Source organism: Spirosoma knui (genome assembly GCF_054780635.1).
In genome coordinates, this window is record NZ_BAAGVY010000018.1 from 85,335 (window position 1) to 98,616 (window position 13,282).

The following is a 13,282-nucleotide window of genomic DNA, read 5'->3' on the forward strand; positions in this document are numbered from 1 at the left end:
TTTATTTTTCCGAAAAGTCTCGGATAACGATGCATGAAGCAAATAGCGTTTTGGCATGAGTTATTCCAGAACGGAATAATGGCGCCGGGTAAACTGAATAAAAAGGTTTACAAAGCGGTTATTTTCGGTTCCCTTGCGCTGGATAAAGTAAAACGTCCGTTGTAGTACCAGGTCACGGACCGGAACCTCGACTAAATCGCCCGCGGCCAGTTCTTTCAGAATGGCCCTCCGGGGCAGGAACGCCAGGCACGTATCGGCCAGCACAAAATTCTTGAGGGCTTCGGTGCCGCCCAGCCGAATCAGCACCCGCAGCGACGCCAGGTTGAGTCCTTTCTTTTTTAGTTCATCTTCCACGACCGCCAGCGTACCGGAGCCATGTTCACGTACCGCCAGCGGAATATCGGGCAGTTCATCCACCGTCAGTGTGCGCTCCCGCAACGCACTTCGGGCCGAACAGACCGCCAGTACGTCGTCGGTCATAAACGGCGTATAGGTTAATGTATTGATCTGCGTCCGTCCTTCCACAATACCCACGTCGATCTCGTGTTCGAGCAGGGCATTCTGAATAATGTCGGAATTGCGGTTCAGGACGCTGAGTTGGATGGTCGGGTGCTGCCGCAGATACGCCGACAGCACGGGCGGCAGCACATACAACGTAATGGTCGTACTGGCTCCGATGGCTAACTTGGTGGGGGGCCGAAACTCCTCGTTAATCAATTGCAGCGCCTGGTGTAACTCATCCTGGAGCTGGTCGGCTTCCTGGAGTTTGGCATACAGCGTCTGTCCCGCCCTGGTCAGGCTAATGCTGTTGCCATGCCGTTCAAACAAGCCGGTTTTGTAAAAATATTCCAGCGATTTAATGTGCTTGCTGATGGCGGACTGGCTCAGAAACAGCGTCTGGCTCGCCTTGGTGAAGCTCAACTGACGAGCGACCTCCATAAAAACCAGGTGGCGGGATGAGAGCATTGTTCAGCAGGATTGATGAAGAGTCCGGCCAATTTACGGCAACGAGTCTGGAATTCGTGCTCGCCAGCCGGACGCTGGCGATTGGCAACGGTACGTATCAACTAGGAAACGTGCCTGGTATCCGGCAATCTGGCTCCGACAGTACGCTGGCCGAGCCTGTTTATTTAGTGTATGACGACCGCATCAACCGCGAATGCAACAAGGAATAGGCTGCATTTGCGTAGTTTTACGGCGCAGAATAGCGGTCAACGACGACTGGCTGGCGGTCTTTTCTGGACACAATCAGCGTATCGGGTCGTTCGTTCACAAACGTACTACAACTATACTATGGCGGAACAAAAAACCCTGATTTTAGTCACGAATGATGACGGCATTACGTCGCACGGCATTCGGACGCTTGTCCAGTTAATGAAAGAACTTGGTTCGGTAGTCGTTGTTGCCCCCAACAGCCCGCAGTCGGGCATGGGGCACGCCATTACCATCGCCAACCCCATACGACTTTACCCTTCCGACATTTTCGGCGACGTACCGGCTTATGAGTGCTCCGGCACGCCCGCCGATTGCGTCAAACTCGCCAAACACCACGTATTAAAAGACCGCTCGCCTGATCTGGTGGTCAGCGGCATCAACCACGGCAGCAATACGTCCATCAGCGTGTTGTATTCCGGCACAATGTCGGCGGCCATTGAAGCGGCCATTGAAGGCATTCCGGCCATTGGTTTTTCGCTGAGCGACTTCACCCGTCAGCCCGACTTCTCACATACGCACGAGCACGTACTGGCCATTGCCCGCGCGGTGCTGGAAAAAGGTATGGAGCGCGGCACGGCCCTGAACGTTAACTTCCCCGCCCGGACGGCCGAGGCCCTGAAAGGCATTCGGATCTGTCGGCAGGCCAACGCCAAGTGGCAGGAAGTATTCGACGAGCGCCGGGATCCGCACGGCCGCCGGTATTTTTGGCTGGCCGGTGATTTTGTTAACTTCGATACGCATGCCGAAGACACCGATGAATACGCGATTGCCCAGAACTATACATCGGTTGTGCCGTGTCAGTATGACCTGACGGCCTACAGCATGATGGACGCATTACGAAATTGGAATTTATAAAGTAGTTGTCATTCACTGTCATTTGTTCTCATTCATCGTCACTGGTTGTTGGTGATAGCAAAACAAAAATGACAACGAATGACAATAATGACGACTTCACAACATGGCCCTACTAGGCAGTATGCTAAAAAACGGCATTCGACTCACGAATGCCGTCCGGCTCCGGAAAGCCAACGCGCTAAAACAGCAGCGTAAAGTGTTCCGGAAGCTCGTCACCAAAGCCCGGTTTACGGAATTTGGCGCGACGTATCACTTTGAGGAACTGGTGAGTGCCGCTGAGTTTGGTACCAGCACCGAGTTCTACCAGAAGTTTAAGCAGTACGTGCCTATCCACGACTATAACAAAATGTTCGACGGCTGGTGGAAACGGTCGCTGGCTGGTGAAAAAAACATCGCCTGGCCTGGTCGGGTCAAGTACTTCGCGCTCAGTTCGGGCACCTCGGAGGCCGCGTCGAAGTACATTCCAGTCACCAAGTCCATGTCGAAAGCCATCCAGCGATCCAGTATTCGCCAGATTCTTACCCTGGGCCGTTACCAGAATCTACCCTCCACGCTCTACGAAAAAGGCTATCTGATGCTGGGCGGCAGCACAAACCTTAACCTGCGGGAAGGCCATTACGAGGGAGACCTGAGCGGCATCACGGCCAGCCAGATTCCGTTCTGGTTTCAGCGGTTTTATAAACCTGGCCGGGAGATTGCGCAGGAACGGGACTGGGCGCTTAAACTCGATGAGATTACCGAACAGGCAGGTGACTGGGACATTGGCTACGTAGTCGGCGTTCCGGCCTGGATTCAGCTACTGATGGAAAAGATCATTGCCCGCTACAACGTCAAAACCATTCATGATATATGGCCGAACCTGATGGTCTTTTGCCACGGTGGCGTATCGTTTGAGCCGTATCGGCAGGGTTTTGAGAAGCTCCTCGCCCACCCCATTACGTATATTGAAACCTACCTGGCTTCCGAAGGCTTCATCGCCTACCAGAGCCATCCCAATGCCGAGGGTATGCAACTGGTGCTCAACAATGGTTTGTTCTTCGAGTTCATCCCCTTCAATGAGCAAAACTTCTCGTCCGACGGCGAACTGGTTGAGCAGCCCGAAACGCTGATGATCGACGAGGTTGAAGAAGGCAAAGAGTATGCCCTGCTGCTCTCGACCTGCTCGGGAGCCTGGCGTTACCTGATCGGCGACACGATCCGGTTTGTCTCGAAGCGTAAGGCTGAAATCGTGATAACCGGCCGTACCAAACACTTCCTGAGCCTGTGTGGCGAACACCTCTCCGTGGACAATATGAACAAAGCCATCGAGATGGTATCCGAAGAGTTGGGGATTTCGGTGCGGGAGTTTACCGTGGCTGGCGTAGCGCACGATACGTTGTTTGCCCACCACTGGTACATCGGTACCGACGATGCAGTTGATGCCGGAGCCGTTCGTGACCGGATCGACGCCAGGCTGAAAGAACTCAACGACGATTATGCCGTTGAACGAAAACACGCCTTAAAAGACGTAACGGTCACGGTGCTGCCTGCTGCTACGTTCTATCAATGGATGGAGGCTAAGGGCAAGATGGGCGGTCAGCATAAATTTCCGCGCGTCCTCAAAAAAGGCCTGATCGCCGACTGGCAGAACTTTTTGCAGAAAAATGGATTCGTTGACGCGGTGAAGTAATTGGCAAGTGTAGTGCAGTGAGTAGTTATCCTCCTGATTGTGTATCATGCTAACCTCACTGCACTTACTTCACTCTATCACCAACGCTCCATCAGCGCAATCAGGGGTTGATACAGGCGCGTGTAAAAAATCTGCGTGGCTACGGCCAGAAACACGAAGCCGGTTACCCGGTTGAAGATGGTGACGACCCGGGGCGTGAAGAGCCGCTTGAGCCGATTTGCATAATAAGCTAGGGCGGTTTCTGTCACAAAAACGCCAACTAAAGCGGCTCCCATAAATCCGTATTGTTCAGCCACCGTATAATGCAGGTGCGAGCGAATGTAGGCGACAATAGCCACCCACGACACGAAATTGACTGGATTCAGGGCATTTAAGAAGAAGCCCGTCGTGAAATAATAGATAAAGTTACCGAAACGGGTTTGTGGATAGGCCAGCCGGGGCGTGCCCTTCAGGATGTTCACCAGGCCCATGGCGATCAGAAACAACATCCCGACAATAGCCATTATGTGTTCAAAGCCCTGAACTTTAGGAATGAACGCCGTGCCAAGCAGCGCTGCCAGCACGAACAGAATATCGCCAACGATGACACCAAAGACAATTTTGAGCCCTGAACGGAATCCGTTGTCGACACTATTTTGAATCAGCGCAAAAAAAACGGTTCCGAACGTCAGGCAAAGCGCCACACCGACCAGAAACCCGTACAGAATAGGTAAAAACACAGGTAGTTACGTTGTAAAGTTATACAGTGCTCCAGTTATCAAGTTGCAAAAGTAGCCCGCATGAGCGCCGTTTATGACGAAATCAGCCTGCCGCAACTTTGTCTCTACAACTTGATAACGTCTCAACTGTTAGATACCCCGAAGCCGGGCCACCATTAAAAGGCCGCTAACGCTCAGCGAATCAGTGATCTGACTCGTCATGACCATCTCAATAGCCTGAGCCAGGGGAAGTTTCCAGATGCGGAGATCTTCGGTTTCTTCGGGTGCGTGTTCACCCTGCACCAGGTCTTCGGCAATGTACAGAAATCCTTCTTCGTCGGTGGCCGAATTGGAGGTGTGAATCCGCGCTATTTTTGTCCACTGGCCTGCTTCTAGGCCGGTTTCTTCTTTCAGTTCGCGTTTGGCGGATTCGAGCGGATCGGTACCGATGGGCGAGCCACCTTCGGGAATCTCCCAGGAATATTCATTGAGTGGGTAGCGATATTGACCAACCAGGTACGTATTGCCTTCGGCATCAATCGGAATAACGCCTACCGCTTTGTTCTTGAAACTCACCACCCCGTATATACCCGGTGTACCGGCGGGAGTTACCACGTCTTCGTGCCGGATCGACAACCAGTTATTATCATATTTGACCGACGAATTCAGCGTCTGCCAGGGATTTTCAGTCCTATTCATGCGAACGAAAATACGGACTTTACCTTCAGGAATCGTTATCTTTGTTGAATCTGTATGGCTCCGCAGCCCGATCGTTACAGACATTCGCTGACTGCGATGTCGGTTAGCACGGCTGCTCTAGCGCCAATAAACCCAGGTTACTCCTTAAATCTATCCCGTTTGTAGACGTCATTTCCTGAACTTGATGAGAGCCAGTCAAAAAACAAAATACCGCTGGATGGGCGTTTCGCTGGGGTTGAGCATCGTCCTGCTGGTTCTCAAATTCACGGCCTATTTTCTTACGTCGTCAACGGCCATCCTGACCGATGCCGTCGAATCCATCGTCAACGTAATAGCCAGTGGTTTTGCCTTTTACAGCATTTACCTGGCCGGGCAACCCGCCGATCAGAATCACCCGTACGGACACGGCAAAGTCGAATTTTTGTCGTCCGGCTTTGAGGGTGCCATGATTTTGTCAGCCGGGCTGGTTATCCTCTGGCAGGCTGTCCTCAGCTTTTACGAGCCTAAGGTGCTTAGTAATCTCGATGTGGGGTTGGCGCTGATTGGTGGAACGGCAGCGGCCAACGCCTTCGTAGGCTGGATGCTGGTGCGCACGGGCCGCACAACCGATTCGCTGGCTTTAACCGCCGACGGCCGACACCTGCTGACCGATACGTTCAGTAGTGTGGTGGTTATGGTGGGCGTAGCAATTGTGGCCCTGACGGGTCAGCAGTGGGTTGACAGCGTGCTGTCGCTGGTGCTGTCGTTTGTGATCATTTATAATGGCTTTCAGTTGATTCGGCAGTCGGTGGCCCGCCTGATGGACGAAACGGACCTGCCAACGCTTGACCGGGTGGTTTCGCTGCTGAACGTCCACAAAGACCGGAACTGGATTGACGTGCATAACCTGCGCGTTCAGAAGTACGGGGCCGATCTACACGTCGACTGCCACCTGACACTACCTTATTACTGGGAGCTGAATCAGGTGCACGACGAAGTCCATCATTTTGAGGACACGATAAAAGCGGGCTTCAACAACGAGGTGGAAATCTTCGTGCATACTGACCCCTGCGAACAGGCCTGCTGCCACTACTGCCGCGTGGCCGACTGCCCCGTGCGGGGTTTCGCCTTCGTCCGGGACGTGGACTGGACGGCCGAAAATCTGCCCCTGAATCAAAAGCATTTTGTGCCGCTCACCTTGCCGGGTATGACACAAGGCTGATGAACGGCTGAATACCTGCTAGCGTACGGGTAATATCCAGACAAACGAAAACGGTGCCCCTTCGTTGGTCAGCCCCTGCATCACAATACGTACCCGCTGAGCGGTGTCGTTGAGTGGCACCATCAGTCTCGCCAGGCCATCGGCATCGGTATAGCCAATCGGATTCCAGTATAAAACGTCGCGGTGATCGGGCTGGGAAGCTGTCTGGTCTGCCTTATATCGGGGAACGTAAAACTCACGCGGACTGGCTAGTCCCCATACCATGGTTTCAGCACTAATGGGTGGTGCTTCCGGCGTTTCTTTGCCGCTGCGGCTGTATATGGCAATCACCCCCGAACCAGCCCTGGCTCCGTAAATACCGGCGGTACCGGCGTTTTTTAATAACTCAACGCGGCTGATGGTCCTGGGGTCAACATTTCTGATCATCTCGTAATTGGTATATACCCCATCGAGCAAATACAAAGGGGAGTTGTTGCCGAAGCTTCCTAATCCGCGAATAGTGACAGAGTACTCACCATTCACCTCCACAATGTTCACGCCGGGCAATCGTCCTCGCATCAACTCGAACAGATTAGTAAAGTTGTTATTGTCATCCACGGTTAAGATTGCATCAGCGTCTCCGTGCATACTGAACTGCTTATCGGCCAACCGGTCAGTTGAAGGCTTGTTAGCTCGCACGATAACTTCGGCCAGTTGCCGGGCACTGGAATCGCGGTAATATGCAGGATCATCCGTCTGCCGGATACGGGCCTTATTCAGGTAGGTAAGAAGAGCCTGTTCGTTGAGAACAGGCGCAGCAGGGCTGGCAAATGGTCGTCCCGGCGAATCGAAGGTAATGGTCGCTTTGGGCAGGTCAGGCACCCAGGCTTTCAGTTGAACTTTGCCTGGAATCAGCAGGCCATTCATCCGAAACTCACCCTGCTCATTAGTTGGTATGCCACGTACCAGTTTCTGTCCGTTAAACTCGAACGATAGCATTACCGTTTTTTGGCTGACTACGTTACCACGGGCATCGCGAACCCGTCCACTTACCGCCCAGCCCGCTGTAGAGTCAGCCAGTTGAGGAGCCGGTAGCCGACGCCAGCCCTGGGTGAGCAGCAAGTCATCGACATCGCTTAGGTGTTCGTTATCCAGGTAATACGTTGGTGACTCGATTGGGCCGCGCAGCCCGCTTGTCAGTAAGAGGTAGGTCCGGAAATCCGTCGTTGTGCTGTCGTCGGGGAGTTGATCGGCGTCCGTAACCGATGCCGACCAGGTTGCCACAACGGGATAATTATCGGCATCGCGCAGTTGTAATCCAACGGCCATAGTATCCCGACTGGCGTACCGCGACTTGCCTTTTACTACGCGCATTTGCAAAGGGCTGTTCCGCTCGGGGACAAACACCAATCGCTCAGCCAAAGGCTGCCCCGAAGCATTCGACAAGGTGAGTCGACTAACGCCGGGCAACAGGGCCGTTGCCGGTAAGGCAAACTGAAGTTCTCCTTTACGTACCTGCCAGGTTTCGCGGTAAACGAGCAACTCTTGGTTATATAGGGCAATAGACACGGGTTGTTCGGCAAAGCGACCCGTTGCCCGAACGCTTACCCACAAGCGGCTACTATCGGACAGGATGTCGGCCGAAAGAGCTATGCCTTCCGTTTCGGCAGGAGGTAAGGCAGTCCGATGTTGGACACCCATTGGTGACTCGAACACAGCGACATAGCTACGACCCGGCTGCGGACTGAGCGACACGTGCCCCATCCCCAATCGATTTGTGGTAAAGCGGGTTACTTCGGCACCGGTATCATCAACGATTCGACCGCTTAGGACAAAACCACGTCCGTCAGGTTTAAGGGCTTTTATGCCGAACCGACCAGGTACACCTACCAACCAGCGTCCGCCCTCCGCTAAGAACTGCACATCGGGCTGTTGACTCGCCAGACCAGGTGATGCAGCAGGTGACGTTGGATTCTCAGCTCTGGCTGGTTGCTCGTTATGTGAACCAGACTGGCGGCTGCTCAGAATCGATATTATCCCCTCAAAACCGGGTCCGCTCGTCAGCGAGTCGGCATCGGTATAGGCCCGTAATCGATACGTACCCGAGCGGAGTGTGTCGGACAGCCAGAGCTCGCTGCCCACCCGTCCGTCGGTTAAGGGTAGCCATTGATGAACAATCGAGCGCCCATCAGGGGCAATCAATTCAACGTGCATGGGCTTACCACTACGTCCTAACATGGGCAGATACCTGACCGGATCGAGCACGTAGGCACTTAACCACAGATGATCGCCGGTAGCGTACAGTGATTTATCGGTATGCACGTACACCAGCGGTGCCGTCCGACTACGTTGCCGACGACGTTCAGCCCGTAACGAATCGGCTTGACCGTCCGTTTTTACGGGTCGTCCGGCTTTTATATCGATAGCGACCAGTGTTTCTTTATCGGCAGGCATCCAGTCGGCAGGGAGCAGAGTGGCCAGTCGGTCATTGCCCAGGTAACCGCGTACGTCCAGCCCTTTAGGCTGAGTTATAGCTCCCGTGGTGGTCACAGAAAATTCTTTATCGGGCAGCAACAGCACCGAATAAGCCGCTGGAGAATCGCCATAGGGCGAGTTACGCGTATAAATCCGGTCGTAATACACCTCGATAGCGTCTTCGGAGACGAACCGACGCTCAAAGGCCAGTTCACCGGGCCTGAACAAAGCCGACGCCTGCTGAGGACTGATACGCTGCCGATCAACCGTCCGGACTCGGGGCAGTATCGCATCCATCTGGTCGTTTTGGATCAGCAACGGTGTTTTATAAATTACGTATCCATCCTGCTCATGCGTACCGGATAGCAAGCTGCTCATCAGGTGACGTAACGAGCCTTCGTACGCCTTAAGCCGATTTGCCCGCCATTTGGCCTGCTGCCGCGCGTCTGTGGTCGGTATTTCTTCAAAACGAGCCGCTCCGGCGAAGTGCATCCGGTTACGGTAGACATCGAAATGCAGCAGATCATAAAACAGCCGGTAGCCAAGGGCCAGGTTCTCGATAACCAACGGCTCGGCAGCCTGTGCGGTCAAGCGACCTTTTTCTTCGGTGAACGACAGCACATTTTCGTTGGTAATTCGGCACTCGCGGGCCATCGGTCGACTGCCCAGCAACTCCCGGCTGAACTGGCGAAACTGCCGAATCCATACCCGACTATGCCGGGCTGTAACCGTAACCGCCGACAGCGCATTGCCGGTCGGATCAAGCACAAGGTCAATCGTACGGGTTCGGGTACTAATTAATCGCAATCCCTGGCGGGCAGCCTTATACCCTAACGCCGACGCCACGATTTCCACATCCCCCAGCGGTACGTTAGTTAGGTGGTAGACACCGTTTGAGTCGGCCGTAGTACCCCGCGTACTGTTGTTTATATACACGGTGCTGAATGGGACGGGTTTGCGACTGGCCGCATCGAATACGTGTCCCGTCAGCGAGACTACCGACTGCTGAGCCGGTGCCTCCATAACAAACCAGAAGCAGGCAAATAACAAGCACCGGAACGATCGCATGGCAAAAATCGGGTTAGGAACCGTTAAGTTAGAAAGAACCAGCCAATCCGCGGCTACGTATGTAATGCGTAACCCGTGTGCTGATCAGCGATTTCAGAAACCGGTAACACACGTAGAGAAAACGACGACGTCCAAGTCAGCAATTCCCTCCTCCAGTCCGGGAGTTGAGTTACCCTTTGCAGGGTAGCCAGAACCGCTCGGGTGGACGAATGCGAGCGCAGGACGTATACACCTTCTCCGAAGACTCAGGGCTGTTTCTGCTTTCGATTTGTCACCGTTACCCCTTATGTTTGTGTGTAACGGAGTTTACTTTTTGTAAGCGTTAACTTTATTATTGTTTATCTGTGCACAACACGTCGCCAACAAACCACTACCCATTCCTACAGGGCGGTGGCGAGATGGGTCAACTCACCCGGCAGTATGATTGGACAAGTACTTCGCTGGGTACCCCGGACCAATGGCCCCAAAGTTTACGGACTACGCTGAGTATTCTTCTCAACTCCCGGTTTCCCATGTTTCTTTTCTGGGGAGACGAATTGCTTTGTTTTTATAACGACGCCTACCGGCCCAGTCTGGGCAATACGGGCAAACACCCCTGGGCTTTGGGTCAGCCGGGAGCCGAGGTTTGGCCCGAAGTCTGGCCCCAGATCAAACCACTAATCGATCAGGTGTTAGCGGGTCAGGGTGCTACCTGGAGCGAAGATCAGTTATTGCCGATTTATCGGAATGGTCGGCTCGAAGATGTCTTTTGGACGTTCAGCTACAGCCCGGTCAGCGATGAGTCGGGTCAGCCAGCGGGTGTATTTGTTACCTGCAACGAAACGACTGACAAAGTCCTGCCCCTAAAGCAGCTAAGATTGTCGCGGCAGCGCTTCGAGAATCTGGTGCGGGAAATTCCGGTGGGTATTGTGGTGGTCCTCGGTAAGGAGATGCGGGTTAGCATCGTCAACGAGGCCTTTGGGCGTTTGGTTAGTCGAACGGTGGCGGAGTTGCAGGATCAGCCCCTGTTCGATATCATGCCCGAAGCCGCCGACCCATTTCAGAACATCATCAGCACGGTCCGTTTGTCGGGTGAGCCGGTTTATCTGTATGACCAGCCTTACATTGTGTACGCGAACGGCGAGCGGCAGGAAGGTTACCTCAATCTGGTCTATCAGCCTTACAAAGAAGTAGACGAGACAATCACCGGGGTCATGGTCGTTTGTCAGGATGTATCCCTGCAGGTGCTGGCACGTAAGAAGATCGAGCAGAGTGAAGCCAAGTTCCGCACCCTCATCGAAGAGGCCCCCGTAGCCACGTGTTTATTCGTTGGCCCTCAGATGCGCATTGATCTGGCCAACGATACCATGATCAACTATTTCGGCAAAGGGCCTTCCATTCACGGCAAACCCATCCGCGAGGTGTTAACCGAACCAAAGGACCAGCAAGCCATCGACTTGTTAGACCAGGTATTCTCGAGCGGACAAGCGTTTGAAGCGAAGTCGGCTCCGGCTGATTTGACCATCAATAACGTAGCAGGTACCTATTATTTTGACTTCAGCTTAAAGCCCCTGCTGAACGCCGATGGCGAGGTGTACGCCATAATCGAGATGGCGATTGACGTAACGGAGCAGGTGCGGGCCTGGCAACAACTCGAAGAAAGCGAAGCGCGATACCGAAACGCGTCCACCGAACTAGAGCAGCAGGTGCAGCAGCGCACCGCGGAACTAGCCAGCCTGAACGAAGAATTAGCCGCTATCAACGAAGAGTTGATGGCCACTAATGAAGAGCTGGCATCGGCCAACCGGGAATACGTCACCATCAACGAAGAGTTGGCGGCTACGACCCAGGAACTAACCGAATCCAATGCCCTGCTGCTGCGCTCGAACGAAAACCTGCAACGGTTTGCCTACGTAGCTTCGCACGATTTGCAGGAGCCACTCCGAAAAATTCAGCAGTTTGGCGATCTGTTGAAAACCCGCTACGAAGTATCTTCCGGCGATGAGATCGACTACCTCGAACGAATGCAGTCGGCCGCCCGGCGGATGTCAGTGCTGATCCGAGACTTACTAACGTTTTCCCGCATATCGACCCAGCGCGAAGCAGGCGATCTGGTACCGCTGAACCAGGTAGTTAATTCGGTTTTGACGGATTTAGACCTGATTATTGAAGAAACTGGGGCAAATGTGCTCATCGACCCTTTGCCGACCATTGTGGGCGATGCCTCCCAGTTAGGCCAGCTGTTCAGCAATCTGCTGAGCAATGCCCTGAAATTTCGCCGGGCCGGGGTACCACCCGTCATTCAGATCCGGGCGGGCGTAATCACAGCCGATCAGCTACCACCTGCCATTAAACCCGGCCGCGGTGCTACTCTATATCACCGTATTGAGGTAGCCGATAATGGGATCGGGTTCGAGGAAAAGTACCTGGATCGCATGTTTCAGGTCTTTCAGCGGCTTCATGGACGTAGTGAGTATGCCGGTACGGGGATTGGCCTGGCCATCTGCGAAAAAGTAGTTACCAACCACGGGGGTGCCATTACGGCTATCAGCCAACCTGGTCAGGGGGCCACTTTCCATATTTACTTACCCGCCTGATTGCTTTGATACGTAGTGTATGCTGCTTCAGCTTTTTGTGAGCGCACAGCTGGTTTAACTTAGGGCAAATTCCATTGCTACTCTGGCAGTACGTAGCGCACGGTAAATACTGGTATTTATTTTATCAGAATAGTTGTATTAAATCTTTTTATTTGCCAATTTTGACTCATTCGCTTTTTCGACAGACTAGTGGAGACATTGCTTTTTTCAATTCAGGTTGTATTCAATGACTAGCAAAAAGTGCCCTTTCCATGTGAATAAGGGCACTTTTTCTTTCGTATACTTCCTTTCCCCTCCCACCCCTTCTTTTTTACCGCCATCCGACGATTCACTAGGCAGTTGTTTTTATACGTTACTCCACCCGATTTTCGCTTAGCGTAAAAGCCCCTCACCACTGGCGAGAGGCTTACTGCGGCAACGAACGTCTACTAGGTAGCCACTTCTTTAAGTAGAGAAACAGACTATTTTTTACTACGAAAATTACCCTTCTTCATATATCGGGATTGTCTTAGCTTGACTTCAGCCTTATGCTGCCCAAGCTACAGTCAAGCTAAGCAGTTGCTGAAAAAAAGAGCATCCTACAGTTAGTGTAAATGAACCAGTTCGGCGGAAATCTGACAGCTATCCCTCATCAGTTTAGCGAAAGGCAAATTGCCTTTTGGTGCCATCAGGTAAAGTTGACCTACCCGAACGGCGGCAAGTTGGCTTAATAGTTTTAGTTTGGATATCAGTGGACTTATCTCGTCGGTTTGTAGCGTCCTAAAATAAGTTTACATTTTTGAAGTGAATTTATTAGTTCATGCTTATAGTCCTACTATCCATTTACAGTATCTCAACTAAAAATTAG

At 52.9% G+C, this 13,282-nt stretch carries 9 protein-coding genes; 5 read left to right on the forward strand and 4 right to left on the reverse strand.

Going from position 1 to position 13,282, the window contains the following annotated elements:
• Nucleotides 1–60: 60 nt before the first annotated feature.
• The gene (locus ACYVIY_RS26460; protein ID WP_460979583.1) at nt 61–966 is read right to left on the reverse strand and encodes a LysR substrate-binding domain-containing protein; all 906 of its coding nucleotides are present in this window, start codon (nt 964–966) and stop codon (nt 61–63) included.
• On the opposite strand from ACYVIY_RS26460, the gene ACYVIY_RS26465 reads away from it, so the two are divergent.
• From ACYVIY_RS26465 to ACYVIY_RS26475, 3 genes are all read left to right on the forward strand, one after another.
• The gene (locus tag ACYVIY_RS26465) at nt 957–1,175 is read left to right on the forward strand and encodes a hypothetical protein (protein WP_460979585.1); all 219 of its coding nucleotides are present in this window, start codon (nt 957–959) and stop codon (nt 1,173–1,175) included. The two genes, ACYVIY_RS26460 and ACYVIY_RS26465, sit on opposite strands and share 10 nt — an antisense overlap.
• A 118-nt stretch (nt 1,176–1,293) precedes the next feature.
• Nucleotides 1,294–2,070 carry a 5'/3'-nucleotidase SurE gene (surE, locus tag ACYVIY_RS26470; protein WP_460979586.1) on the forward strand — a complete coding sequence of 259 codons (777 nt, stop codon included), beginning with the start codon at nt 1,294–1,296 and terminating at the stop codon, nt 2,068–2,070.
• Between the two features lie 103 nt (nt 2,071–2,173).
• Complete coding sequence (locus tag ACYVIY_RS26475; protein ID WP_460979587.1) at nt 2,174–3,739, forward strand: GH3 auxin-responsive promoter family protein; 1,566 nt, start codon at nt 2,174–2,176, stop codon at nt 3,737–3,739.
• A 77-nt stretch (nt 3,740–3,816) separates the two neighbouring features.
• Here ACYVIY_RS26475 and ACYVIY_RS26480 read toward each other — a convergent pair whose 3' ends face one another.
• Both ACYVIY_RS26480 and ACYVIY_RS26485 read right to left on the reverse strand, forming a co-directional pair.
• Complete coding sequence (locus tag ACYVIY_RS26480; RefSeq protein WP_460979588.1) at nt 3,817–4,458, reverse strand: LysE family translocator; 642 nt, start codon at nt 4,456–4,458, stop codon at nt 3,817–3,819.
• 129 nt (nt 4,459–4,587) lie between these two features.
• Entirely contained in the window at nt 4,588–5,136 is a 549-nt protein-coding gene (locus ACYVIY_RS26485; protein ID WP_460979590.1) for an NUDIX domain-containing protein, read from the reverse strand.
• 184 nt (nt 5,137–5,320) lie between these two features.
• Here ACYVIY_RS26485 and ACYVIY_RS26490 point away from each other — a divergent pair, with 184 nt between their 5' ends.
• The gene (locus ACYVIY_RS26490; RefSeq protein WP_460979591.1) at nt 5,321–6,337 is read left to right on the forward strand and encodes a cation diffusion facilitator family transporter; all 1,017 of its coding nucleotides are present in this window, start codon (nt 5,321–5,323) and stop codon (nt 6,335–6,337) included.
• Nucleotides 6,338–6,355: 18 nt separating this feature from the next.
• Here the strand turns inward: ACYVIY_RS26490 and ACYVIY_RS26495 are convergent, their stop codons facing one another.
• A complete protein-coding gene (locus ACYVIY_RS26495) occupies nt 6,356–9,859 on the reverse strand; it encodes a carboxypeptidase regulatory-like domain-containing protein (RefSeq protein WP_460979592.1) in 3,504 nt (1,167 codons plus the stop codon).
• 398 nt (nt 9,860–10,257) lie between these two features.
• Here ACYVIY_RS26495 and ACYVIY_RS26500 point away from each other — a divergent pair, with 398 nt between their 5' ends.
• Complete coding sequence (locus ACYVIY_RS26500; RefSeq protein ID WP_460979593.1) at nt 10,258–12,435, forward strand: PAS domain-containing protein; 2,178 nt, start codon at nt 10,258–10,260, stop codon at nt 12,433–12,435.
• Nucleotides 12,436–13,282 lie beyond the last annotated feature (847 nt).

Coding starts and splice junctions, on each gene's coding strand:
- ACYVIY_RS26465 (WP_460979585.1), top strand. CDS start 957: ATGAGAGCATTGTTCAGCAGGATTGATGAAGAGTCCGGCCAATTTACG.
- ACYVIY_RS26460 (WP_460979583.1), bottom strand. CDS start 966: ATGCTCTCATCCCGCCACCTGGTTTTTATGGAGGTCGCTCGTCAGTTG.
- surE (WP_460979586.1), top strand. CDS start 1,294: ATGGCGGAACAAAAAACCCTGATTTTAGTCACGAATGATGACGGCATT.
- ACYVIY_RS26475 (WP_460979587.1), top strand. CDS start 2,174: ATGGCCCTACTAGGCAGTATGCTAAAAAACGGCATTCGACTCACGAAT.
- ACYVIY_RS26485 (WP_460979590.1), bottom strand. CDS start 5,136: ATGAATAGGACTGAAAATCCCTGGCAGACGCTGAATTCGTCGGTCAAA.
- ACYVIY_RS26490 (WP_460979591.1), top strand. CDS start 5,321: ATGAGAGCCAGTCAAAAAACAAAATACCGCTGGATGGGCGTTTCGCTG.
- ACYVIY_RS26495 (WP_460979592.1), bottom strand. CDS start 9,859: ATGCGATCGTTCCGGTGCTTGTTATTTGCCTGCTTCTGGTTTGTTATG.
- ACYVIY_RS26500 (WP_460979593.1), top strand. CDS start 10,258: ATGGGTCAACTCACCCGGCAGTATGATTGGACAAGTACTTCGCTGGGT.